Genomic DNA, 23,641 nt, shown 5'->3' with positions numbered 1-23,641 from the left:
GGTCGTCCTCCTCACTTCGCCGGCTCAGGCATCCGGTCCATCATCATCTGCATCATGGACTGGCACATGTCCATGCGCATTTCGAGCATTTGCTGCCGCTCAGCTGTCGGCGCCGACTCGGCTCCATCCTTCATTGCGCCCATCATCGCCATGCCAGCCCGCATGGCCTGCATGTGTTCGGCCATGAGCGCCTTGCGCTGCGCAGGCGTCTTCGCAGCCACCATCCGTTCGTGCATGGCCTGCATCGACTTCAGTTGCGCATCCATGCCCTCGGTGGTCGGCGCCCTTGGCGTCTCGGCCGCGGTCGGACTCGCACCTGCGGGGTGATGGGCCTGATGGTTGTCCTGCGCGAACGCAGACAAGGTGACCAGTGCGGCGCCAACGATGGCCGCGATCGAATGCGTGAATTTCATTTCTCTCTCCTTTAGCCGCGGGTGCCTGCCATTGGGGCGAAACCGATGTCGCCGCAAGCGGACAAAGCCCTATGAAAACTCCGTAGTCGGGTACAGAGTCAAGGCTTATGAGTTGTGCGCCGGGTGTGACCGACACGGCAACTCAAAGGAGGCGCTACAGCGCGAGACGCTCGAACAGCAGCCACGACGGCCGCTTGGGAGGTGGTCGCTGGTGACCCCTCGATGGGATGGCTCGCAGAGCCAACGTCGGAGCCAGCAGCTGGTCTCCATAGGCGGGAGGCGCCAAACCGACGAGGTCGAACGCGAAGGTTGGTGCTTTCTGAATGGCGGACTGGTTGACGTCGCCGCAGAGCTTCAGGCACGGGGCCTTCGACGGGTCGTGGGAACCTTCTTCGTGCTCACCATGGAGGCCTTCATGATTTCCATGCCCGGACGATGGGACATGCTCATACCCGACAGCATGCCGATGTTGCTGCGGAGACTCCAGAAGGCAGGCATTGGCCACCCCGGCCCCGAGCGCAAACAGCCATACCCCGAGCACCATCCACGCGATGGCGCGAATCCTGCGGTGGTTGAGAAGTGTGCGCATGTGCGGCCTATTGACCCATTGACACCTGTGATCCTATTCCCAACTGAGCTGCGGGAAATTGACTTGGATCAAATGGAGGCAAGGGTCAACTACGCGGTACTGCGTTATTCTGTGTTGCTTGTGAATAGACAGTGGATCGCTCGATGAACGAAGGTTTGGGTGATTGGATGACGGTTGGCAGGCTGGCGAAGGTCGCTGGCGTCGGCGTGGAGACAATCCGCTACTACCAGGGACGCGGCCTGTTGCCGATCCCGAAGAACGCCGGCAGCTTCCGGCGCTACCCCGCTTCGATGATCCAGCGGATCGGCTTCATCAAGCGCGCTCAGAGCCTTGGGTTCTCGCTGGACGAGGTGAAGTCGCTCTTGGATCTGGAGGATGGGCGGAATCGCCGGGCTATTCAGACGGTGACACGGCGGCGCCTTGACCAGATCGATGAGAAGGTTGGCGACCTTCAGCGCATGCGAGGCGCTCTGAGAGACATGCTGGAGAGGTGCGAAGACACGGGAGAGGCGCTTCCTTGCCCTATCATTGCTGCGCTCATGGGGCCTTTGAATACGTCCGAATGATTGCGCGCTGTGAGGAACAGACGAGACCCAAGGAAAGCGAACGAGGCCTGTCGCACTTCGTTGGTAATGGTCGTGCGGACTGTTCGCTGCACAAAAATGCCGAATGAATTTTCAGCAATCTCACGGCCGACTTAGACGACGTGAACTGCGGCGGTCGGCGTAGCGGATACATCGCCCTACGTCGACCCTGCCGGCGCGATCCACTCAGTCGACTGTCAATCTCACAAGTCCCGCCTATTCTCGCTCAAGGATACGCGCACCGGGCCCCTGGCCTGCGAGTATGTCGCCCGGATTACGCAACGGGCACTCTTTGAGAGAGAGACAACCGCACCCGATACATCCCCCGAGTTCGTCCCGCAGCCGCATCAACTGCGTAATGCGGTCGTCAAGGTCTTCACGCCACCTAGACGCCACACGGCGCCAATGCGCAGCAGTCAGATGAACGCCCGGCTGATACTGCCCGAGAGCGTCGAGCACTTCGTCCAGCGATAGTCCGGCCCGCTGCGCGACTTTGACGATGGCCAGATACCTCAAGATAGCGGGCGAGTATCTCCGCTGATTTCCGGACGTGCGTTCGCTCTGGATCAGGCCCTTGGACTCGTAGAAGTGGATCGTGGATACGGGCAGGCCGCTGCGCTGTGACACCTCTCCAACCGTCATGCGAGGCTCGCAACCTAGCCTTGTCAGTCTTGCGGGTGAGTTGGCCTATGGAGCGATTGTTTCCGCGGATCATCCTGGCGCTTCGGTGCGGGAAATGGTTTTGCTCAGCGCCGCAAGGCAGACTGCCTTACGTGGCGGGCGAGGACGTGGCGCGCACCGCTGCGGCGGTACTGCGGGCGGACCCTGTTCCGCCCGGAGAGCTGGCGATCACCGGCCCGCAGGCTCTCACCGCCGAGGCGCTGGTGAACAGCATCAATATCATCTTCGGAGCCAGCATCGACCTGGTGCCCGTCAGTGAGGAAGCCCTGGCGCTGCATCTGCAGGTCTCGGGCTTTCCGAAATCCACGGTGCGAGAGGCGCTGATCATCGAAGAGGTGTCCAAACGCGGGCTGGCGCCGTTCTCCGACGGTGTCATCGAGCAGATGACCGGTCAGCCGCCGCGCAGCATCGAGGCGGTGCTGGTCGAACACCGCCTCGATTTGCTGTTGTCCACCAGCACCCCCCGGCTTTGAGAGGCTCTATGCCGTTTTGTGTGGAACCGCCCGGCTTCATTTTGCTGAGGCTGGGGTGAATGGGTGATCAGGCAGATGGGCCAGCTTGGACATGCGAAGGTATGCGACGGCGATGAAGTTGCCTGCCGTTCGGAAGCCTCGTGCGGCGCGTTTGGCCTGCTGCAACAGGCCGTTCATGGCTTCGACGAAGGCATTGGATCGGTTGTCCAGCATGCCGCTGATCACGCCAGCGAAGTGGGTCTTCAAGGTCTTGGCCAGTTTCTTGAAGGGCTCCAGCCGCGAGCGTGTGGCCCAGCTCAACCAGGCGCTCAGATCTGCCTGAGCCTGCCTGGGGTCGTTGTGCTTGAGCGCTGCGCCATAGACCTCGCGCAGGGCCATCTTCAGGCGCCACGCCCGCGCAGATTTCAGCGTGGAGTGCTGCAGCCAGTGCATGGCGCTGATCTGTTGGCCGCTCCAGGCAGGTGGGTTCTTGCGCATGCCCCACATCAGGCCCTTGAGCACTTTGCGGTCCGTGCCGCCCAAGGCCGCGTGCACGGCATGGGGCTGATCGGGCCATTCGGTTCGTCGCACTTCGTCCATGGCCTCGATGGCCATCTTGACGACATGGAAGCGGTCGTAGCTGATGGCAGCTGCCGGCAGCGCCAAGCCCACCCCCTTGGTGTAGGCAGTACTCATGTCCTGACAGACGTGATGCACGACAGCCGGATCGCCGCCATGGGCCTTGAGGTCTTGGGCAAAGTCCAACACGGAGTGGTGGCTGCGCCCTTCGGTGGCAAACAGCAGGCGCTTGGCAGCCAGATCGTGCACGACAGTGATGTAGTGCTGCCCACGCCGCAGGCTTGTCTCGTCGATGCCCACGGTACGTACCTCGCTCATGTCGTCGATTGCGCGGGCCTGTTGAACATAGTACTCAATGCGCCGCCACAGGGGCTTGTCGGCACAACGCAGCAGTGCAGCGGCTTGCCGCACCGGCAGCTCACGGCACAGCGACAACGCCAAGGCTTCAAACAGCGCCGTAAAGCCAGAGCCTTCGCGAGCCCAGGGCACACCCACCTGCGTGGTCTTGCCGCAGCCAGTGCAGGCCACCCGCGGCACATCGGCGTGCAGCCAGGCTTCGAACTGGAAAAAATCAAGGTGTCGCCACGAGCGGCGAAGGCGGTCATGGATGCCTTGCGCCGGGGTGTTGCAGTGCGGGCAACTGAGCAACTTGGCGTTGCAGCGCACCTCAAAGTCTATGCGCCGCTTGGCTGTGTCCAGATCCACCTTGGCCACCTCCCACGGCGCAACCAAACCCAACGCGCTGGCAAACAGCGTTTCAACTCCAACGCTCACGAGACAGCCTCCAGTTCATGCACTACAAGGCCGCATGGGCATGTGGACAAGCCGCTCTGCGACTTGCCCACATGCCCACACGGCGCTACGACCACCACCGATTGTCGCCGTTGGTTTCCACACGAAACGACGAGGGGCCCTTTGAGACGAGTCGACTTCTTCGACTCTAGAGGCTGCAGGCGTGCTTGCTGCAGTACATGATCCACGCCGAGACGATGATGAAACAACGATCTGTACGAACAGCCACCCCGACGACGGTGGTCGCCAAGCCTTTTGCCACGGAACGTGTGCCAATTGTTGGCGACGTCGCCAGCCTCGGCGGCGTAACCGTGTCCAACGTTCGTTTCTATGAAGCAGAGAGGTTGATCCATGCTACGCGCACGGCAGGCAACCAGTGCCTCTATGGGCCCGTATCTAGCACCTATGCCAGTTTCAAGTAGGGATTGTTCGGTGGCCGCTCATCGAACAGTTGGCCAGGGTCATCGAGTAAGTAGCCATGCAGCTTGCGCGACTTGCGCGGGCCGGTGACCTCGCAGGTCCAGATGTTTAAGCTGCTGGGCTGCTTGCGATGGACCTGCAGCTTCTCGAAGCGCTTCTGGACCCATTGCCAGTCGACAACGGCATCCTGCTTGGCGAGTGCTGGAACTTGAGGATGCTCCTGGACATAGCGCTGAAACACCCCAGGGCTTACCAGGAACACCGTGTCGTCCACGGTATGCACCAGTGCCTTGGCATCGTTGAGAATCAGCTTTCGGCTCTGCAAGCCATGCCTAAGCCAGCCCATGAAGTGCTCGCCCGAAGGCTGCTGTGTCGATGCCGAAGATTTAGACGCTGGCACAGGCAGTACCAGCGAACTCGTTGCGAAGGCCGGGACGGGCTCTGCATCCTGTCGCGTCGCAAGGAGGTGTCCGGAGCCCACCATCGCCAGCATGTCTTCCATGACGTCAGGCAGGGGCTGAACTGCGGGCGGTGAAGCCAAGTTAGCGGGGCTGCTGCCTTCCCAAGGTGGCGTCGTCTGTTCTTCCAAGACAGGCTTCGCGGCAGTCATAGGCGGGGCAGCCTCCGAGCCAGCATCCTTCTCGATTGCCGCAGCGTCGATTGCCACCGTGCCGGTAAACGATGCTGGCCGTTCGCCAGCTTCCCAGATCAGCGCGGGAGCTAGACGCAGCAGGGTAAATGAGTGGGACCAGCCGGTCGCACTGGTCACGGTCGCGCGCCAGACCGCCTTCCCGTCCGACGTCGGCTGCAATATGCCGTGGTCCTGAAGCACGTTGAACACCGCAGTGTTGTTCGTAGGGATGCCATCGATGCCCTCTGACAGCAGGTGCGCACGTAGCTTGTCCGAAACCGTCTTGCTCACCAGCCACAAGGCGTCCTCGGTGAGCCAGCCATCGGAGGCTTCGGGCTGGTTCAGCTTCAACTCTTCCTTGAGCAGGTAGCGCAACCCGTCCAGCAGCTTGCGTTGCAGCGCGTGCTTGGGGGCGGCCATAGCGCGCGCGGGATCGCCTCCCAACTCTTGGGCCACGGAAGCGCGGTCGGCCTGTACGACAAGTTCGCCCAGCACGCCGGCGTGCTCGTACTGGCCGGCCAGGACGTAGAGCAGCGGTCCCCACAGGTCGGGATAGCCACTGAGCCAGTCCAGGGCATCACGGTCGAGGAGTTGGCGGTAGAGCAAACCTGTCGCAGCGCTGTGGAGCCGATATTCTCGATCGTCGCGGTAGCGGAAGCGGTATGGCTGGTGCAGCGGGCCGTGCCAGGGGTGCCACAGCGAGCCGTCGGCCAGTTCGACGTGCAGATCGACGGCGATCTTGCCGATGTCGTGCAGCAGCGCGGCATAAGCGACTGCGGCAGTCCAGGCTTCAGACTGCGCCGCCTGGTCTTCGGGACTGGCGCCAATGGGCAGCAGATGGGACTGCCGCAGCTTGAGCGCATAGGCGACGATCTCCAACCCGTGATCCAGCATGCCGCCGGGGTAAGCGTGGTGATGGCTTTCCGATGCGGGGAATTGTTGGACCAACTCGGCGTAGTGCTCCAGCGGCGTGCGGTATAGGGTGGCGAACTGCCGCCGCGACAGCGACGTGCGCTGCCAGATGTGTTCCAGCAGCTTCTGCCGGCGCGGTGTTGCCAGCAGCGATGCGGCCGATTCGGGCCGCAGCAACCCTTTCGGGAGGTCGGTGGCGGGCGCTGGCGACGGGGCAGCGACCGGGGGCCGTTTTCGCTGGAACAGGGAGAGCATGCGGGTGTCCTCTGGGGGGCCGGCCGGGAGGCCTTTTCGCCTTTTCGAGGTAGGGCCTTTCCCCTTGCACCCCATTCCCTTGCCGTTTCGGCCCTTTGGCCTTTAACCGTTTCGGTATAGCGGGGCATGGGGTGCGGCTCCAGCGTCAATGGGGAACCCGCTGGAATGGATTGGACAGCGAGCCGGTGCCGGTCGCGGCTCTATGCTGCCTGGACGCCACTTCCGCCAGGCAGGTGCGTAAGGCGACAAAGTTGACAAACGCGACAAGGGAGACTAGAGTGAATCCTGTCTCAAACCTGCCTGGGAGATCACCATGCCCAATGCCATTGAATTCATTGCCGACCATCTGCCGCGCGTCACGGTGGAGGATGTGCGCCGCTTCGCGGATACCGTCGAAATCCGGGATGCCACGGCTTTCGCGGCCGAGTTGCAGGCGTTCGTCCACGAGCGTGTGGAGGCGGTGAAGCTGCCCGCCAGCCTGGAAGCGGAGACGGTGCAAGAGGCCCTGGCACGCAAAGCGGGCGCGCTGCGCGCCGAGACGCGCTGGGCGCCGAGTGAAACCGACGTCCAGCGTGGCCGCGCTGCGCTGCTGGAAACCTTCAACCAGCCGCACAACCTGGCGATCCCCGAGTACGCCAAGCTGGCGGACAAGTCGCGCCAGCAGATCTACAAGGACATCCTCGCGCGCCGGCTGCTGGCGCTGAATGTGGGGCCGCGCGGCCAGAAGCTGCCCGACTGGCAGCTCGACCCGGTGAAGCAGCAGTTGACCCAAACCGTGCTTCAGGAGGTCGAGGGCATCGACCACTGGACGATCTACCGCGCGCTGTCCGAACCGCTCGAAGGCTTGGGCGGACGCTCGCCGGTGGATACGGTGACGCATGGCACGATCGATGACGTGGCCGAAGCGGTGTTCAACGTGCTGGGCGTCCAGGTGCATTGAGGCAAGACTGCCATGAGCCGCGAACTGCCTTTGTTCCTGATCGATGCGGGTGAACTGCTCCAGCATGTGAGCCGCGTCGTCTATCGGGGCAGCCCGCTGTACTATGGCCGCAGCGGCACCAATCGCTACGACGACCCGGCGCGGACCTACGGCGTGCTCTACCTGGGCCGCGACCTGCCCACGGCGCTGATGGAGTCGGTGTTTCACAAGCACCAGTGGCTGGCGGATGAAAAGCGCTCGATCGCGCTGAAGGAAGTCGAGAGCCGGCTCTTGCGCGCCGTGGGCGTCCTGGACGACGTGCGGCTGGCCGATCTCACGGCCGAGGGTGTCATGGCGGGTTACTTCGGCCTGAACCTGGAACAGTTGGCCAGCCGCGACTACACGCACACGCAGCAGGTGTCCGCGCAGGTGCATGCGATGCTCGGAGACGACGGCCAGCCGCTGTTCGACGGGGTGCTCTATCCGTCGCGCAACAACTATCCCGCCAAGAGCATCGCCCTGTTCGAGCGTGCGGCAGCAAAGGTTGGCGTTGTCGATGACATCGACCTGGTGGACCATGTGGACTGGCCGCGCTTCGTTGCCACGTATCGCGTCGGCGTGGAACCCGACCCCGGCCCGGTGGAACCGGATGACGAAGCGTCCTGAAGCAGCAAGAGAGCACATTGAAGCCCCAAACAGAATGAAATGGACCAAACTGGAATAGGCCTCTGTAGCAGGAGACGACCATGAACACCACGACCCGCATCAGCACTGCAGAACGCCTCGGCCGCACCTTTGGCCGCGGATGGCGCGCCTACGCGCGCGGCGAACGTCGGGCGTCGAACTGGTTGGTGTCCAAGGGGGTGCCGGCGGCCGTTGCCACCGCGCTCGTGTGGGTGGTCAAGCTGTCTGTGGTGGGATTGCTGCTCTACGTTGCTTTTTGGTTCGCACTCGTGTTGTTGGGCGTCGTGGCGGCGGCGTGGGCTGCTGCTGCCAATACCTCTGACGAGGACGAGTGGCCTTTCACCGATCTCACAGAACTGCGCAAGACACCGGGCTACGATCCCAATCTGTACAACGATACGTCGCACGAGTTGTACACCGACGACTGACGGACTCCGGGCTACTTCAGCTTGCCTCCGTGAGTGCCCCAGCCCCCTTGCCCCCGGCTTGGCCGGCGCTCTTGCTGCCGTCCGACAACCCCTGAATGGCATGTCCCGCCCGAATTCCAACCCAGGTCAGGCTTGCCAGCCAGAATCCTGGCAGCACCAGGAACATCGTGCCCGCGACGAACATCAAGAGCATGTCGCCGAACGCATTGTTCAGCCCCACCAGCGGGTCGAAGTTCGTGTGTGGCCGGTTCCAGCCAAAGCCCCAGCCATAGAGCGCATCGAGGATAGTGCTGTCGATCCAGCGAGCGAGCTGGAACCAGAAATCCACGAAGAACAGCGCGAATTGCACGACGCTGACCGTGACGACCGTCTTCAGGTCATAGGTGCCCACGACCAGCACGAGCGGGATGCAGATGACCAGCGCCATCTTGAGCAAGGCGAGGACCATGGGTAGAGACTGTCTCACGACGTCCATGGCGGGAAACGCGGCAATCGCGCCGACGGCCATCCCAACGTCTCCCGTGGCCCGTGTCACGATGTTCGGCAAGGTCTTGTCGATCTGGCCTCCGTAGTCCGTATAGACGCTGCCCTGGTTCAACTTCTGCTGCCGCGGTGACGCGATGGCTCGGATCACCGAGTCGTCCACCTCGGCCCGGCTCAGGAACCCGGCCCAGCCCGCCAGGCGACTCAACAGGCTCGGGTCCACCTGACCCAGCAGGCGTGCCCGCAGGCCGTTACTTCCATCGCTCCACCACTGGCGGCAGGTCGGGTAGCCGCCACCGCTGGCCACCTGCGCAAGCCCTGCGTCGCGGGTGCTGTCATAGGGCCAGTCCTCGCGTGGGGTGCTGGAACGGTATGTGTCGTAGTAGCCGTTCGTGTCGGTGAAGAACCGCGATCCGATCCAGGTCACGTCGTGCATCTGCTGCTCATCGAGCTGAGGGCGCTGCATGAACAATTTGGCCCGTGCAGGCCCATAGCAATCCCGCGAGAAATCCGCTACTTCCTGAGCCAGCACCGGGTCATCGATGCGCGTAGCGTCGATCTCCATGCGCATCTGCCGCAGGTCCGTGCCGCACGGGATCGCTGCCACCGAAGCGCCCGTGACGGCGCGCGAGAGCGCGTGCATGAACGCCCACCACACCGGCACCTTCGCCGACTGGTTGTTGATGGTGCTGAAGGACTGCGACCAGCCGGTATCCCCGGGCTGCGCCACGCTGACCTGGCACTGGGCCGAGCGCGAGCTGTCGTACTGGATGGTGTTCAGGTCCACGTCGATGAACGGAATGCCGGCGAACATCACCACCACGATGGCGACGAAGACCCGGTTCTCGATGCGGGCGGCGCTCAGCACGCCTTTGTTGCCCTCGTCGGCGCCTTCCGCACGGGCCTTCAACCACTCCTGCACGATGATGGCGACGAAAGGCAGCGCGAATACCCCGCTGGATACGAGGACCGCCCAGATGCCGTTGTTGACGATCCAGGACACGAGGGTTAGGTAGTACTCCAGGTAGTCGGTCGTGAAAAGCGTCATGGCCTCGATCCCCTCAAGCGGCCTGCATCAACAGGCTGGCTTCCAGCGCCACGATGGCAACAATGCCGGCGACCTCAGCGCGAATCAGCCGGCGTCGGGCCAGCGTGCTGTCCTCGCGCGCCAGCAGCCGCCGCCGCATCCAGACCCAGCCGCAGGCCGTCGCCCCGTACAGGAACAACCGCCACACGAAGAAGTAGCCCGATGCGGCCGCGAGCCACCGCTCCCAGCCGGCCACGCTGCCAACGAGATAGATGCCGGCGATGTTGGCGCCCACCGCAGCGGCGACGATCACGGCCGCCCACAGCAGTGCTTTCGCCGCACGCCGGCTGATGAGCCAGCGCAAGGGGCGCCAGGCCATGCGCTCCGCGCTCATGGCCGGCCTCCCGGATTGCCCTTCTGCAACTGGTCGAGGCGGTCGGGCACCGGATCGCCCTCATAGATGCCGCGCGAGCCTGCCGCGCGCGTGCCATGGCGCTGGATGATGGCCATCGGCGAGTTGTTCGCCAGCTCGCGCCGCAGTTCAAGTTCGGTCTTGAGGTTGCGGATCTCCCGGTCGAGCGTGTCGCTCTCGTGGTTCACGGCCTCGACTGCCAACTCGTTGGCTGCCACGTTGGGCTCTTTCTTGCCGGTGAGCAGCGTGCGCTGGAGCAGCAGTGCCTTCTCCAGCACCGACGAAAGCGCCACCTCGGACGCGAGGCGCCGCGCCAGCAGGTCCTGGTCCGGCTCGTCGCGCAGCGCCTCGATGACGCCGCGCGTGATCGGCAGCGACGTGCTGCCGGCCTCGCGCAAGTTCTCGAAGGTGGTGTTGCGCACGCCGGAAACCAGTTCCTGCAAGACTTCCAGCTTGGCTTCGTACTCCTCCTGGATCAGCGGCATCAGCCCGACGCCGGGCACCGTCTCGGTCTTGGTGCAGGAATCGCACGTGCGCTGCACCTGTTCCCCGAGGACCCGGGTGGCCCATTCGGTCGCCTGCTGCGGCGACGTCCAGGTCTGGCAGGACAGGCTCGCGCAACTGGTGGACGCGATGGAGGATGTGTCCGTCACGCCGCGCCCGTTGACCAGGTTGTAGCCCGCGCGGGTGACGTCGCCGACCACGCGGATGGCGGACTGGCCTGCGCCACCGGCATTGCTGCCGCCCACCCAGGGAACGCCGTCGTTGCCGCGGCGCGTCTCGGCCTGCTCGACGGCCGACACGGCATCGTTGCTGCCAACCGCGTCACGCAAGGCCATGCCTTCGGCCATCTGGCTCCAGCCAAGCTGGCCACCCGCAGTCTCGGCCATCTTCTCCGCCATGGCGCGGCACGTCAGCTTGGAGCGGTCGAAGTCCAGCCGCGCCTGCAGCACGCCGTTGGTCAGCAGGTTGTACAGGCCCGGATCGGCGCGCTGAATGATCAGCGCCGGCAGCGATGCAACCGCGCTGGTCGCGCTCTGGATCACGTTGCTCATGATCTGCTGAAAGCCGTTCGTGATGCCGTTGAGCTGATTGCGCAGCGTGGTCTGGATGCTCATGTCGCCGCAGATCAGGTTGCTGTTCCACCCCACGCCGACCCCGATGGAGCGCATGCCGGCCGCGCGGCCCATGGACACCGCACTGCCACCGCCGATCGAGTACATGACGTCATCGCCGAGGAAGGGGCCGCTGTTCTGGTATCCGACCTGCGCCCACGCCAGGCCGCAGACCAGAGCGAGCGGGCCGGCCAGCGCCTTCGGGCGCAGCAGGCGGCACGCCTTGGCGGAAAGGTTCATCGATTCAGGACGCTTCATCGTGGCACCTCAGAGGAAATCGACGCTGCCCAGGAACACCTGCCCGCGGCGTTCGCAGCACGCATAGGGACGCCACAGCGCCCAGGCGTAGTCGCCTTGTTGGGCCTGGGTCAGCGTGCCGCTGTGCGGGAACACCACGCAGGTGTTGGACAGGCGCGGCGTCAGCTCCTGCCACTTGCCCGTAGAGGCATCACCCTCCATCAGCGCGCCGGCCGGCCAGTAGCCGTCGCGGGCGTTGGCAAGCAGCGGCTGGTACACGTGGATCTGCCCGCGGCGCGTGACGACATCACCGGCGCGCTGGGCCACGACGGCCCCGGATTTGTAGTCATCGGTCTGATGCAGGAAGCCGCCGCGCGGATAGACATTGCCCCAGAGGTTCATCGTGGTGCGCGCACCGACCTCGCGCATGCCCGGAATCAACGCCTCCGGGTAGGTCATTTCAGGCACGTTGTAGCGCCAAGCCAGCGTGTCCAGGGTGCTGAGTAGATACGGCATGAAGGCCGTGCCCGCGCCTTGGCAGAAATAGCCCGACGACGATGCGAACTGGTTGAATACCTCGCCGCCAGGATGGCCGATGACATCGCTGTTCTTGAATTTGGCGAGGTTGTTTTCGTGGTCTTCGTTCGTGGTCCCATCCCCACCTGCCTGTGCGGATGGGTTGGGCGTGCTCATCGCCTGCACCTCGACCCAGGGGTTCTCTCCGGTGTTGCTGTAGCTGGAGACGACCGCATCGGGCACGTAGTGCCGGACCTTGGTGGATGTGCGCACCGTGCAGCCCGTCCAGGTGCAGTAGAGCCAGTAGCAGATGCCCACCACCCGGTACTCCAGGCAGTCCGGCGACATGACGGAGGACACGATGGTGGCGGTGTTCAAGGCGTAGCTGCCCGTGGCGCTGATCAGCAGCAGCGAGGCCACGGCGACGCGCAGGCGGCGCAGCAGGTCGAATGGGCGATGGGTCACGGCTGCGTCCTCCGGTGTTGCTCGATGCGCGCGACGGCCCGGGCCACGTCCGGCTCGCCATAGACCACAAAGCGTTGATCCACCACGACGGCCGGGATGGTCGTGACATCCAAACTCCATGCGTCGGTGACGCCCTGGTAGGCGGTGCCGATGCGGCGCTGAAGATCGGTGCCGCCTTGCTTCAGGCGTTGCCGGACGATGGCTGCTGCCCGCTCAGGGTCGGCTGGAAGATTCGCGGAAAGCTCGGCCTCGATCCGGGGCGTTTCGCCCAACTCGATCAGTCGCTCGCCGCCCATGGTCTTGACCGGGTGGCGGCTGTCGGTGACGACCACCACGTCGGCGGCGAAGGTGGCCGGGCTGAACACCGCCAGAGACGTCGGCAGCGCCACGGCCATGCCAAGGGTTCGCCAGCCTGGTGCGAACCGGGTAAAAGCTGCTGGCATGTCATGTGCCCCGGAAGTTGATCAGGGCCATAGTCAAACGCCGAACCCCAGGCGGCCCCAACAAACAATGCGCATCGCGGCCACCCCGCATACCTGCTTGCGTCGCCGCAAAGAAAAAAGCGGAGGCCGAAGCCTCCGCGCTGATCAACGAAGCAGTGCAACCCTTACAGCAGGCCGGACTCCGCAAAGGAGAACGGGGCACCCTGGCCGACGATGATGTGGTCCAGTACCCGCACATCGATGAGCGCCAGCGCGGCCTGCAGTTGCTGGGTCAGCATGCGATCCGCGCTCGACGGCTCGGAAATGCCCGAGGGGTGCTGGTGCGCGAAGACCACCGCGGCGGCCTTCAACTCCAGCACACGCTGCACGACGACACGCGGATAGACCGAAGTCGAGTTGATCGTGCCCCTGAACAACGGCTCGTAGGCCAGCACCTGGTGCATGCTGTCCAGGAACACAGCGGCGAATATCTCATTGGGCTCGGCGACCAGCTTCACGCGCAGGTAGTCGCGCACGGCCGTGGGGTCGAGGAGTTTCGCACCCGCTTTGAAAACCCGCTTCTCCAGCAGTGCAATGGCTTGCTGGATGATCCAGTCCTCGTGTTGGGCAGCGATGGCGGAAAGCGACTCCAGGCAGGAGTCATTGACGACGAAAGACATGGCGAACCTCCAGACGGTGAGATCGGAGGGCGCGCGCCCTGGGAGGGCAAGCCCTCCTGGGGAACGAACAAGGTGCATCCATCACCGCGGCAGCGGTGATCGTTCGCGGCCAGGATGCGAGGCGAACGGGTTTCGGTCAGCGCAGTGGACTGCGCCGTAGCCTTGAAGACCGGGGCTACCTGGGCATGTCGCCGACGACGTCGGCAGGCATTTCCGATGTAGTAGGTGTGGCGGCGGGATCGCCGGCCGCGAGCATGTCCATGGCCGACAGCAAGGCATCGCCCTCGATCGGACCCTGCAGTAGGATCGCCTTGCCGGTTTCGCGATCGTGCAGCCGCAGCGACGGCGTGGCGGTCACGCCGCTGCTCGTGGCTTCCGCCGTCTGGGTGCGGATCGGCGCCTCGGGCCGTTCGCTCGCCAGACACTGCTCGATGGCTGGCGTAAGGTCGGGGTACCGCAGGTCCTCGGGCAAGCCCTGGCCGTCGCTGCGCGTGTGGGCATAGACCCACTCGACAGCCTGCCAGAAGGCGGCATGGCCGCCAGATTCGCCGGCGCACTCCGCCAGGCTCGCTTCGGCAGACGCGGCCGGCTCATGCGCGGCCAACGGGAGGTGGTGCCATTGCAAGGCCACGTCCGCGTTGCCGGCCACCCAACGCTTGAGCACTGGGAAATAGGATCGGCAGAACGGGCATTCGAGGTCCGCGTAGAGCGTCAGCGTGAAACGCCCTTCCGGATTTCCCATCTGCCACGGAGGCCCGGCCACCTGCGTCACGCTGACCGGCGTTGAAGTCTGGGGAGTGGACTTGCCAGAATAGCGGGACACGAGCCAGATCAGCAGCAGCGCTACCAGCACGGCGGCCAACACCCAGGGCCAGCTGAGCCTCCAGCGCCGACGGCGGAACGCCTGTACCTGCATCGGAATGGATGGGCGTTTCTGTTCCATGGCGTTCTCCGGTGTACGGCAGATTCAGGGCAGGTCCAGGGTCGGCGACTCGATGCCACGTGCCCGGTCGATCTTCTCAGCCACCTTGAAGGCGGCATCCAGCTCGCTGACGCCGTGCTGCTGCATGAGCTGGTAGCGTTCTGCCTTCTCCTCGGGCTCGGTTTGCGCGAGCGCGAGGTAGAGACTTGGCGGCACGGCGCGGAACAGCACTTCCATGCTCTTGGAGAGGATGACGCCCTCGGTGAACTTGCCCGCTTCCTTGCGTGCGGAGAGCATCAGCGCCTTCTGCGCCGGCGAGAGTTCGCGGAACCTGGCGATCTTCTCCACTTCGTCCGGCGGCATCGACAGGCACACCCACCACTCGATCATGTTGAGCATGGGCTCTGCGGCGCGCGGCAGATCGTCGATGTTTTGCGTCGCCAGCCAGAACCAGGCGCCCAACTTGCGCCACATTTTTGTAATTTTCACGACATAGGGCGCGAGCAGCGGGTTCTTGGTGATGATGTGACCTTCGTCGGTCACGTTGACGATCGGCCGGCCCAGGTACTGGTCGCGCTCGGCGATGTTGTTCACCGTGCTGATCAGGCTGATGTAGGCGATGGAGAGCTGCGCGTTGTAGCCCTCGCGGGCATAGGTCGCCAGATCGACCAGCGTGATGTCGGCCTCGGGCCACGGCGTGCCGTCACGGTCGAACATCTCGCCGTCCGTGCCTTGGCAGAACATGTCCATCGCGTCCGCCATCTCCAGCAGCCGCACGCGCCGCATCTCGGGCAGCGTCGGGTCCTGGCCACGGGCGCGCAGCGCGTTGCGCACGTCGCGCGTGAGCACGGTGCGCTTTTCGGCCACGCAATGTTCGGCGGCGTCGAGGATGCACTGGCGGATCAGCGAGCGGTCGGCCCGCGTCATCCGCGCTTCTTCCTTGTCTTCGCCGCCCGTGATCATCAGCCGCGCTGTGATCTCCAGTTCGCCCAGCACGTCGCGCTGCTCGTCCGCTTCCATGGCCGAGGCATCGGGGGGCAGGTCTTCGTCCAGCGCGTCGGCATCGAGCGTCTGTACGTCGCTGGGCGTTTCGATCAGCCGGCGTGCGTCGGCGAACGGCGCCAGGCTGATGCCCGATCCGGGGGCCAGCTTGACCCGGTTCACGGTCAGGCCCAGGCGCCTGGCGAAGTCGCTGAACAGGCCGAAGCTGTTGCCGGCTTCCACGATGAAAAGCCGCGGCCGGTAGATGGCCGTCACCTGGTTCAGCAGGTTGTTGAGCGTGGCGGACTTCCCCGAGCCGGTGGGGCCAAATAGAAACAGATGGGCATTCATCTGCCGATCCAACCTGTTCAAGGGGTCGAACGTAATCGGGCCGCCGCCGCGATTGAACATCGTGATGCCGGGATGCCCCGTGCCCTGGGCGCGGCCCCATACTGGCGACAGGTTCGCCGCGTGCTGGGCGAACATCAGTTGCGTGTACCACCGGCGCCGGTCCTTGCCGGGGTTGTAGCAGCACGGCAGCCAGCGCAGGTAGCTGTTGAGCGGCGCCACCTCGTCGTCCTCGCGCACCGGCTGCAGGCCGGCGTTGAGCATCACGTTCGCGAGGTCCAGGCCGCGCCGATCCAGTTCCGCCTCGTCGCGCCCGCGTAGGTAGAACGCCAGAGTGCCCCGGTAGAGCTTGTGCGCGCTGCCGATCAGGGAGCGGGCTTCATGCACGTCCTTGAGCGTCTGCTCCGACGCCAGCGTCTCGCCCACAGCTTTCTTCGCCAGATGGTTGAGGTCCGATTCGAGGACGTCCTGCGGCGTGGCCACCATGGTGAGACACATCAAGGTGTCCTCGGGCATCTGGTCGAACAGCGTGTTGATCGCGTCCCCCTTGCGGGTCTCGCCGGTCAGGTGCCCGGTGCCGGGCGGCATGCGCAGCCGGTCGGTGATCAGCACGCGGTGCGGCATGCCGTCGAAGTACCAGGCCCCTTGCGCCACGTCCGAGCGCGGCTGCCCAAAGAACAGCCGCTGGCTGAAATCCCGCCCGCTCGCCAGCTCGATCTCGCCGGCCTCGCTTTCCTCGGTACTGTCCGGATAGCGCGCCAACGCGTAGAAGCGCTCCCGGTCCTCCACCCCAGGCCCGAGCAGCGTGGGGCGCGGGTTGAACCACCGCAGCAGCCAGTCGTGGACGTCGGCCGCGACCATGCGCCGGGCCTGGATGCCGGCGTTCGCCAGGCCGCCGCACAGGCGGTCGCAGACGATGCCCAGCATCTGCTCGGGTGTCTGGCCGCGGCGGTTTGCCTGTCCCTGTCCGCTCGCGCGGCGGTACACCACCATGCGCACGCGCCGCGTCTGGCCGCGCCAGCGCAGCCGCGTGACCACCGTGTCCTCGAACAGGCCGCCGGGCTTGGCCACAGCGCGCAGGTGGTGGCCGAAGAAGCGCAGGTAGAACTCGGTGAACGCCGAGCCGCGCGCACGTGGCTGCACGTAATCGCGCAAGGTCTGCATGTACTGGTCGAAGCTCGGTTCGTCCTGGGCATAGAGCTGGAGCACCCACGGGTTCTCGTCCAGTTCATCGAAGCTGTCCTGAAGCGCGTTTTCCAGGGCGTCGCGGGCATGCGCGAGCCAGCCGGGTTCCCGGCCTTCGGTGCCCAGCGGCACCAGCTCGTAGAAGGCGGCCACCGATTGGCCGTCCTCCAGGAGCATCGATTTCGACTCGGGCAAGAACTCCACCCAGGGCAGCAGTTCCACGAAGGACGGTGCGACGTCGTACAGCGCCTGCTCGTCGGCCACGGTCGCCGGCTTGCGGCCCTGGACCGCGGCGCCGGGTTCGGGGATGCCGGCTTGCTGCAAGGCCTCGACGTGGCGCTGCCAGCCGTCCGGCTGCTCGTCGGCGGCGGTGTCTTCGGCGCTGACGGCAGCCAGCTTCGGCCATGGAAGTTTCCACCGCATCAGTAGTCCTCCGTCCTCTCGCCAGGCATCGCGTACTGCACGCGCTGGTACAAGGGGAAAACCGTCGTGTAGCCCGGCACGGGAACGGGGTCGGTGCCGGCCAGGTGCGGGTACACGTACATCACGAGATCGGGATTGGGCAGACGCTGGAACTGGCGGTGGACCTCATTGCGCGCGGTGCGCGTGTAGCGCATCTGCTCAACAGGTGCGGCCTGCACGTCGGCGTCGGTCAGGGGCCGACGCAGGCTCTGGCGCGCATCGAGCAGCTGGCGGCCGGCGTTCCGCCCGGCTGCGCCACCGCCACCGCCGTCGCCGGCTTCCTGCTGCCAGATGTCCATCATCGTGCGGTCACCGTGGGTCAGCAGCTTTTCCTTGCTGGTGGCGCAGCCGCCAAGCACCGCGACGGCGAGGGCCAGTGCCAGGCCACGGGCCAGGTTAGTCAAGTTCGAGTGCATGGCTTTCTCCTGCGCGGTGATCGACCTTGCGGCCTTCGGGATCGAAGTCGATGGCGAGCGGCTTTTCGAGGTGGACGGCAACCTTGGCGCCGGGTTGGACATAGACGGCGGCGAAGGCTTGGCCGTAGAGCTTGTTGACCCAGGCCGACATGTCCCGGACACCGCCCGCGAGAATCTGGCCGACCGCTTCCTGGCCGGTGATGCCCACGGTGCCGATGGAGCCGTCCGAGCCGACATAGGACATGCGGCCGCTGTCACTCTCGATGAGCGAGGCCACACCGGCACCGGCCGCGGTGATCAGGGCCTGCGAGCCGAGGTATTGCTGGGCGTTGCTGCGCCGCTCGCCGCTGACGCAAGGAATGCCGTGGGGATCGCTGATCCAGCCCAAGCCGTCGCGCTGTTGGTTGTTCTGCTGGTTGCCCTCGCGGTCTTCGGGGATTGTGCGAATCGTGCCGTCGTTGAAGACGAACGTGATGCTGCGCACCTGACCGCGCACGCACGAGAGCGTCCAGTCGCCCGAGGCGGTGCCGCTGAACACGGCGCCGGCCACGTCGGGAATGTCGATGCCATTGGCGGTCAGGTTGTCCGGCCCGACCAGAACTTTGAACGGATAGGGATCGTTGACCGTGCCGTCGATCGGCACGCGGCCGATCAGCGCGGTCATGGCGACCGAACCCATGAGCGTGGAGTTGGTCGGCACGGTATAGACCGGCTTGGCACTCTTGCCCCCGGCGGCGCGGGCGCCCGCGTTGGCCACGGTTTCCGCGGTGGTTTCGAGCGTGCTCTGCGCCGGGCCGAAGCTCGTGGGGAAGCTCATGCCGCCGCTCGCGCCACGCCCCCCGTTGCGCCCCTCGGCGGGCTTTGCGTCGTCCGGCTCGACCCACCGCACGCCGCCCTCCATGCCTGCCTCGTCGCCGCCCTGCAGCCCCAGGCCCACGGGCAGGTCCGCATGGCCGCCGCCGCGCCCGCCGATGCTGTCCAGACGCCGCTGCAGGTCGGCGAGCAGCCCTTCGGTTTGCTGGCGCGCGCTGGCCGCCTGCTCTTGGTCGCGGCGCAGGTTGGACCGCTCGGATTCGAGCGCCGAGTTGATGCGCTGGTCGATGGAGTTCTCGCGCTGGCGCAGTCGCTGGTTCTCTTCACGCTGCGACTTGTTGTCCGAGAGCGCGGTCTGAAGTTCGGTGCGCAACTGCTTGACCTGCGCAACCAGCGTTGCCACGGTGTCGCGCGGGGTATCGCCCTCGATGCCCAGCGCCTTCATTTCATCGGGCGTGAGCTGGGCGCCGTTGTCCGCCGCGGGTGGCGCCGTGCTGCCTCCACCCGAGAACAGCCGGATACCGACGAACAGCACCAGGATGGCGACAGGGATCATCAGCCACTTGAGTAGGCCGTTACTGCGCATGGCGGGCCTTCTTGGCGTTCTCGTCGCCGTCCGGCTGCGGCAGATGCACGGCAGGGTCGAAGCGGTGAATCGCCGGCAGCAGCGACTGCGCGAGGCCGCGGCCGCGCGTGACCAGGTACAGGACGGTCGTGTCCTCGGGCGTGCCGCGCGGGCCCAGCGCCTCGTGCTGGAAGGTGGCGGTGAGGAAATCGCCTTGCAGCACGCGCGGGTCGAGCGTGATCCAGCCGCCGCTGCCGTTGGTCAGGCGCACGGCAGTGACCCACTGGTCCTCCAGCCGCCACGACGCGAGCGCGACCGCGCGCACGGGCAGCGTTGGCATCAGTGTGTCCAGGTCGAGGTCGCGGGGCAGGTTGACCCGCATGACGCCCGGCAGCGGCTCCACGGTGCGCAACGGCGCGTAGAGGTGCTGCGCGGCGAAGCGCGTCAGGACGACAGGGACCGGGGTTTCGCGCCGCGCGGTCCGCGCACCTGCCTGGCCCTGGGCGCGTGCCGGGGCCTCGGCACTGTCGGCCTGCTCGCCATAGCGTCCCGGTGCGCTGTCACCCTCGACGATGCGCACCGGCTCCAGCTCGGCTTCCCCGTCCTTGGGTGGTTCGGCTGCGATGTCCAGCAGGATCAGCGCGCCCGTGTCGGCGTCCTGCAGTTGCAACCGCGTGGGCTCGATCGGCTCGCTGGCGCGCAGGTACACCGCGCCGCCCGCACTCTGCACGCGCAGGCGTTCGCCCACGCCCGCGGGCACGCCCACGCGCACGTTCCGGTCAATGAACACGATGCGTTCCTGACCGACCTTCAGCGGCACTGCCAGTGGCATGCGTTCCCAGCGCAGGATCTCCACTGCATGGGCGATGGGTGCCGCGGCCACGGCCAGTAGCCCCAGCAGCGCGAATACAGGATGCTTCATGGGGTGTTTCCTCCTTGAGGCGCTTGCGGAGACAGGCCACTCGGCGCCGGGCGCGTCGGCTCCGGTGCACTGATGCGCTGGGGCGCGCCGTCGTAGCAGTCCAGCGCCAGGCCGAACGGGTTGCGGGCGGGATCGACGTCCACCCGCGTGACCTTGATCGGATAGCGCACCAGGGCGCGCTTGACCTGCTCGGCGCCGTAGTACTCGTCCGCCGTGATGTCCAGCGTCACCACCCAGTCGCGATCGGACACGGTGCGCACGCGCGCCGTGGGGTCGTCGCCATAGCCGCGGCCGGGAATCTCGTAGATGCCGCGCACGCGCTGACGCAGCTCGCCCGTGGAGCGGCGGTAGTCATAGTCCGCCCGCAGGAAGGCCTGGCAGGACGGGGTGAGGTACGGCGAGAGCGTGTGGAGGTTGCGCGAGTAGTCTTCTTCGCCATTGGTTGGCCAGCGGTTGAGGGTCTGGAACACGTAGAACGTGAACGCATAGACCGATTCGGGCGGCACTTCCCACCACTTGCGGGTACTGCCGGAGCGCAGGTCGGGCGGGACGTGGATGGTCAGGTCGCGCGGCGCGCTCCACCAGCCGCCGCCCATGACCAGGGCGACGACGACCAGCGCGCCCGCGCCCAGGCGCAAGGTCTTGATGTGCGCCTGCAGATGGGTAATCTCGTTTTTGAAGCGGCTCATCGCATGCTCCTGCGGGTGGACCAGAAGCCCGAGCGCGAGATCAGCACATGGCCACCGACCCAGCCTGCCATCAGCGGATGGCGCGTGGCGATGCGCCATTGCAGTTGCCGATACAGCCAGGTGTCGGGACGCCCACGCTTGAGGCGGCGCAGGATGCCGCCGCCGATGAAGACGCCGAGCGCCACGCCCAGGACGACGAACGTCGGCGCCAGCGCGATCGTGCGGAACACCCAGGACAGCGGCGCGCCGACCAGCAGGCCGGCGGCGCCGGACAGGCCGCAGCAAATCCAGAGTTCGTCAGCGGTGAGGCCGCGCACCACAACGGGATGGCGGTTGAGCCGGTGCGGAAGGAAGGTGACCGTTCCGTCCGCACGGACGTGCTGCTGCTCGGACATACCGGCCTCGCTTACAGGATGCCGGTGGCTTCGGTGAGCAGCCAGATGCCGATCACGAGCAGCACGGCGCCGATGGCGACCGTGAGGCCGAACTGGCCCCACGTCTTGCGGCCGGTGTGGATCTCCGCGTAGGTCCCGTAGGCGTGGTAGCAGACGCCGATGAACATCGACGCCACCACCAGCAGGGCCACGAGCATGATGATGTCGTAGCCGTAGTTGCGGATGGTCTCCATGATGCCGTTGCCGGTGCCGCGCGTGGGGTTCTCCAATTGCGGCAGACCTTGCGCGAACGACAGCGCGGGCAGCGCGGCGGCGCCCAGGGCCACGGCGGCGCGCTGGGCAAAACGGGAAGTGAGGTTGCGGTTGTGCATGGTCGGGCCTTTCAGGTCAGGACAGAAGGAAGAAACTCAGAACGAGGTACATCGCGACGAAGCGAATGCAGACGCCGAGGAACTGGCGCTGGTTGAGGCGGCTCTCGGACCACCCCACGTAGGCCGTTCGGATGGCCCAGACGCCCCACACGAGCAGGACCGCGAGCACGACGCCGACCAGGACGGTCGCCATCGCGGAAGGCGCGATACCGCTGTTGGCTTGAAATGCCGAGACCTGGGCGCCGTTCATTGCTTGCCCCCCGCAGTCGTCGCCGGCAGCGGCTCGGCCGCCCGCTCGGTGCGGTAGTCGCCGGCCAGTTCGGAGGGGTCGCGCGGCTGAGCGCGCGATGGCGTCAGGTGAAACTGGATGCCGGCGCGAACGCGCGCCAGGTCAGCCAGCAGCCGCGGGTAGTCGAAGTGGTAGCGCTCGCCCGGCTGGATGGGGGCATGCGCGGCGCTGTCCGCGACGGTGCGCTCCAGCGCGTCGAGCTGGCGCAGTGCGGCGACCAGCTCCTGGCGCTGTGCCGGGGACTCGGCCAAGGCCATCTGGGACTGACCCAGCAGGAGGGCCGTCACGAGAAAAGTGGGCACGCCGCGATGCGCGGCGCGCAGCCAGATCGAAGCCACCATCGCGCCATTCCTGTGTGATCAGCAATGGGGTGATCGTGGAGATCAGGGCTGTTTTAGGCCGCAAACAATAGGAACTGGCGGACGACCGGATTGGGCATACCGCGAGCGAACCTACAAAAGCCCGGGTTGAGTTTCGATTATTGCGTTTTTCGAGTGTTTCGAATATGATCGGCTCTGCAACCGTTTTCGCTTAGGAGCTACCCATGACCACCGCCACTGCCCAATCCAAGATGACCCTTCCCGCCGCGGGAGAGGTTAAGGCAGCCGTCCAGGGTCAACGTGCCTTGGCGGCTTACCTCGCAACCCAGTTCGAGACGCAGCACATCCAGATCTTTGATGACCACAAACAGGCTCATCAGGTGGAACTGCCTACCTCGGCTTTACGCCTGCTGGTCGACATCCTGGCCGAGTTGGCCGATGGCAATGCAGTAAAGGTGGTGCCCGTCCATGCAGAGCTGACGACCCAAGAGGCGGCGGACTTGCTCAACGTGTCCCGTCCCCATTTCGTCAAGCTGCTAGAAGATGGGGTGTTGGCATTTCATCGCACCGGCAAGCACCGCAGGGTGAGGTTCGCCGATCTGATGCAGTACAAGGAAGCGCGCGAGCGCGCCAGTGAGCAGGCGATGGCCGAACTCGCTCAGCAGTCGCAAGAGTTGGGAATGGGATACGAATGAGGCATTCCCCATTCACCGCCGTCTACGACGCGTGCGTTCTATATCCCGCGCCACTGCGGGATTTCCTGATGTGGCTCGGCCTGTCTGGCCGCTTCCGGGCGCGGTGGAGCCAAGCCATTCATGAGGAGTGGAAACGCAACCTGTTGATCAACCGCCCCGATCTCACCCGGGTTCAGGTCGACAGGACGTCGGATCTCATGGACAGGGCCATTCCGGACGGCTTGGTGGAGGGCTACGAAGCGCTCGTGGCAGGCCTGACATTACCCGATCCGAATGATCGGCACGTCCTGGCTGCGGCGATTCGCTGCGGTGCGAGCGTGATTGTGACGTTCAACGAACGTGATTTCCCGAACGATCTGCTGGCTCCGTACGGCATCGAATCGCAGCACCCCGATGAGTTTGTGGACAACCTGCTGGATCTGGATGCGGCCGCCGTAGTGTCGGCTGCGCAGCGCCAGCGTGCCCAACTCAAGCATCCGCCGATCGATGTGGACCGCTATCTCGAAATCCTGCTGCGCCAAGGCCTTGTGCAAACGACCAAGGTGCTGGCGACCTATCGCACCATTCTCTGA

The 23,641-nt window shown here is 65.3% G+C and carries 29 protein-coding genes; 8 read left to right on the top strand and 21 right to left on the bottom strand.

What is annotated here, in order from left to right; translation table 11 throughout:
• Positions 1–11: 11 nt before the first annotated feature.
• Complete coding sequence (locus API01S_RS08325; RefSeq protein WP_003090236.1) at positions 12–413, bottom strand: hypothetical protein; 402 nt, start codon at positions 411–413, stop codon at positions 12–14.
• 154 nt (positions 414–567) lie between these two features.
• Positions 568–1,002 (bottom strand): hypothetical protein, encoded by a 435-nt coding sequence (locus API01S_RS29165; protein WP_079279895.1) that lies wholly within the window; start codon positions 1,000–1,002, stop codon positions 568–570.
• Positions 1,003–1,145: 143 nt separating this feature from the next.
• Between API01S_RS29165 and API01S_RS08315 the strand changes: the two genes are divergently transcribed.
• The gene (locus API01S_RS08315) at positions 1,146–1,568 is read left to right on the top strand and encodes a MerR family transcriptional regulator (RefSeq protein ID WP_003090234.1); all 423 of its coding nucleotides are present in this window, start codon (positions 1,146–1,148) and stop codon (positions 1,566–1,568) included.
• A gap of 234 nt (positions 1,569–1,802) precedes the next feature.
• Here API01S_RS08315 and soxR read toward each other — a convergent pair whose 3' ends face one another.
• Positions 1,803–2,228 (bottom strand): redox-sensitive transcriptional activator SoxR, encoded by a 426-nt coding sequence (gene soxR / locus API01S_RS08310; RefSeq protein ID WP_006226036.1) that lies wholly within the window; start codon positions 2,226–2,228, stop codon positions 1,803–1,805.
• A gap of 47 nt (positions 2,229–2,275) precedes the next feature.
• Here soxR and API01S_RS08305 point away from each other — a divergent pair, with 47 nt between their 5' ends.
• On the top strand, positions 2,276–2,740 hold the full coding sequence (locus tag API01S_RS08305) for a Rossmann-fold NAD(P)-binding domain-containing protein (RefSeq protein WP_010791737.1): 465 nt from the start codon (positions 2,276–2,278) through the stop codon (positions 2,738–2,740).
• A gap of 36 nt (positions 2,741–2,776) precedes the next feature.
• Here API01S_RS08305 and API01S_RS08300 read toward each other — a convergent pair whose 3' ends face one another.
• A complete protein-coding gene (locus API01S_RS08300; RefSeq protein ID WP_023085361.1) occupies positions 2,777–4,072 on the bottom strand; it encodes an ISL3 family transposase in 1,296 nt (431 codons plus the stop codon).
• A gap of 197 nt (positions 4,073–4,269) precedes the next feature.
• On the opposite strand from API01S_RS08300, the gene API01S_RS28760 reads away from it, so the two are divergent.
• Positions 4,270–4,512, top strand: coding sequence for a MerR family DNA-binding transcriptional regulator (locus tag API01S_RS28760; RefSeq protein WP_073674113.1), 243 nt, complete (start codon positions 4,270–4,272; stop codon positions 4,510–4,512).
• On the opposite strand, the gene mobH is transcribed toward API01S_RS28760, so the two are convergent.
• On the bottom strand, positions 4,494–6,308 hold the full coding sequence (mobH, locus tag API01S_RS08295; protein ID WP_010791736.1) for a MobH family relaxase: 1,815 nt from the start codon (positions 6,306–6,308) through the stop codon (positions 4,494–4,496). The genes API01S_RS28760 and mobH overlap by 19 nt on opposite strands.
• 313 nt (positions 6,309–6,621) lie before the next feature.
• Here mobH and API01S_RS08290 point away from each other — a divergent pair, with 313 nt between their 5' ends.
• The 3 genes from API01S_RS08290 (at position 6,622) to API01S_RS08280 (ending at position 8,339) form a co-directional block, all read left to right on the top strand.
• On the top strand, positions 6,622–7,248 hold the full coding sequence (locus tag API01S_RS08290; protein WP_003124463.1) for a hypothetical protein: 627 nt from the start codon (positions 6,622–6,624) through the stop codon (positions 7,246–7,248).
• 12 nt (positions 7,249–7,260) lie between these two features.
• Entirely contained in the window at positions 7,261–7,893 is a 633-nt protein-coding gene (locus API01S_RS08285) for an RES family NAD+ phosphorylase (protein WP_003121528.1), read from the top strand.
• Between the two features lie 80 nt (positions 7,894–7,973).
• Positions 7,974–8,339 carry a DUF3742 family protein gene (locus API01S_RS08280; RefSeq protein WP_003090216.1) on the top strand — a complete coding sequence of 122 codons (366 nt, stop codon included), beginning with the start codon at positions 7,974–7,976 and terminating at the stop codon, positions 8,337–8,339.
• Between the two features lie 16 nt (positions 8,340–8,355).
• Here the strand turns inward: API01S_RS08280 and API01S_RS08275 are convergent, their stop codons facing one another.
• The 16 genes from API01S_RS08275 to API01S_RS08200 form a co-directional block, all read right to left on the bottom strand.
• Positions 8,356–9,870 carry a conjugal transfer protein TraG N-terminal domain-containing protein gene (locus tag API01S_RS08275; protein ID WP_061304103.1) on the bottom strand — a complete coding sequence of 505 codons (1,515 nt, stop codon included), beginning with the start codon at positions 9,868–9,870 and terminating at the stop codon, positions 8,356–8,358.
• A 13-nt stretch (positions 9,871–9,883) separates the two neighbouring features.
• Complete coding sequence (locus API01S_RS08270) at positions 9,884–10,243, bottom strand: hypothetical protein (protein WP_003090212.1); 360 nt, start codon at positions 10,241–10,243, stop codon at positions 9,884–9,886.
• Positions 10,240–11,634, bottom strand: coding sequence for an integrating conjugative element protein (locus API01S_RS08265; RefSeq protein ID WP_023113760.1), 1,395 nt, complete (start codon positions 11,632–11,634; stop codon positions 10,240–10,242). Before API01S_RS08265 ends, API01S_RS08270 begins: the two co-directional genes overlap by 4 nt.
• Positions 11,635–11,643: 9 nt before the next feature.
• Positions 11,644–12,507, bottom strand: coding sequence for a TIGR03756 family integrating conjugative element protein (locus tag API01S_RS08260; RefSeq protein ID WP_425536172.1), 864 nt, complete (start codon positions 12,505–12,507; stop codon positions 11,644–11,646).
• An 83-nt stretch (positions 12,508–12,590) separates the two neighbouring features.
• The gene (locus API01S_RS08255; protein WP_016852808.1) at positions 12,591–12,989 is read right to left on the bottom strand and encodes a TIGR03757 family integrating conjugative element protein; all 399 of its coding nucleotides are present in this window, start codon (positions 12,987–12,989) and stop codon (positions 12,591–12,593) included.
• Between the two features lie 212 nt (positions 12,990–13,201).
• Entirely contained in the window at positions 13,202–13,696 is a 495-nt protein-coding gene (locus API01S_RS08250) for a JAB domain-containing protein (protein ID WP_003090203.1), read from the bottom strand.
• Positions 13,697–13,871: 175 nt separating this feature from the next.
• On the bottom strand, positions 13,872–14,639 hold the full coding sequence (locus tag API01S_RS08245) for a DsbA family protein (protein ID WP_003090202.1): 768 nt from the start codon (positions 14,637–14,639) through the stop codon (positions 13,872–13,874).
• A 24-nt stretch (positions 14,640–14,663) separates the two neighbouring features.
• Positions 14,664–17,555 (bottom strand): conjugative transfer ATPase, encoded by a 2,892-nt coding sequence (locus API01S_RS08240; protein WP_003105079.1) that lies wholly within the window; start codon positions 17,553–17,555, stop codon positions 14,664–14,666.
• On the bottom strand, positions 17,555–18,010 hold the full coding sequence (locus API01S_RS08235; protein WP_003090198.1) for a TIGR03751 family conjugal transfer lipoprotein: 456 nt from the start codon (positions 18,008–18,010) through the stop codon (positions 17,555–17,557). The genes API01S_RS08240 and API01S_RS08235 overlap by 1 nt, the downstream gene beginning before the upstream one ends.
• The gene (locus API01S_RS08230; RefSeq protein ID WP_006226029.1) at positions 17,991–19,409 is read right to left on the bottom strand and encodes a TIGR03752 family integrating conjugative element protein; all 1,419 of its coding nucleotides are present in this window, start codon (positions 19,407–19,409) and stop codon (positions 17,991–17,993) included. The genes API01S_RS08235 and API01S_RS08230 overlap by 20 nt, the downstream gene beginning before the upstream one ends.
• Positions 19,399–20,310, bottom strand: coding sequence for a TIGR03749 family integrating conjugative element protein (locus tag API01S_RS08225; RefSeq protein WP_006226028.1), 912 nt, complete (start codon positions 20,308–20,310; stop codon positions 19,399–19,401). The genes API01S_RS08230 and API01S_RS08225 overlap by 11 nt, the downstream gene beginning before the upstream one ends.
• Positions 20,307–20,999, bottom strand: coding sequence for a PFL_4703 family integrating conjugative element protein (locus API01S_RS08220; protein WP_003090182.1), 693 nt, complete (start codon positions 20,997–20,999; stop codon positions 20,307–20,309). The genes API01S_RS08225 and API01S_RS08220 overlap by 4 nt, the downstream gene beginning before the upstream one ends.
• Positions 20,996–21,394, bottom strand: a complete 399-nt coding sequence (locus tag API01S_RS08215) for a TIGR03750 family conjugal transfer protein (protein WP_003050133.1) — start codon at positions 21,392–21,394, stop codon at positions 20,996–20,998. Before API01S_RS08215 ends, API01S_RS08220 begins: the two co-directional genes overlap by 4 nt.
• An 11-nt stretch (positions 21,395–21,405) precedes the next feature.
• Positions 21,406–21,765 (bottom strand): TIGR03745 family integrating conjugative element membrane protein, encoded by a 360-nt coding sequence (locus API01S_RS08210; protein WP_003090173.1) that lies wholly within the window; start codon positions 21,763–21,765, stop codon positions 21,406–21,408.
• Between the two features lie 16 nt (positions 21,766–21,781).
• Positions 21,782–22,015: a TIGR03758 family integrating conjugative element protein gene (locus API01S_RS08205; protein ID WP_003090170.1), complete on the bottom strand. Its 234-nt coding sequence runs from the start codon at positions 22,013–22,015 to the stop codon at positions 21,782–21,784.
• Entirely contained in the window at positions 22,012–22,395 is a 384-nt protein-coding gene (locus API01S_RS08200) for an integrative conjugative element protein, RAQPRD family (protein WP_003090167.1), read from the bottom strand. Before API01S_RS08200 ends, API01S_RS08205 begins: the two co-directional genes overlap by 4 nt.
• 203 nt (positions 22,396–22,598) lie before the next feature.
• Between API01S_RS08200 and API01S_RS08195 the strand changes: the two genes are divergently transcribed.
• Together API01S_RS08195 and API01S_RS08190 are read left to right on the top strand one after the other, a co-directional pair.
• Positions 22,599–23,069 (top strand): helix-turn-helix domain-containing protein, encoded by a 471-nt coding sequence (locus API01S_RS08195; RefSeq protein WP_003050245.1) that lies wholly within the window; start codon positions 22,599–22,601, stop codon positions 23,067–23,069.
• On the top strand, positions 23,066–23,641 hold the full coding sequence (locus API01S_RS08190; RefSeq protein ID WP_003153636.1) for a PIN domain-containing protein: 576 nt from the start codon (positions 23,066–23,068) through the stop codon (positions 23,639–23,641). Before API01S_RS08195 ends, API01S_RS08190 begins: the two co-directional genes overlap by 4 nt.

Source organism: Achromobacter piechaudii NBRC 102461 (assembly GCF_001571245.1).
Classification (GTDB): domain Bacteria; phylum Pseudomonadota; class Gammaproteobacteria; order Burkholderiales; family Burkholderiaceae_B; genus Achromobacter; species Achromobacter piechaudii.
Note: the sequence above shows the minus strand (reverse complement) of the source record. Positions and strands in the feature narration are given on the sequence as shown.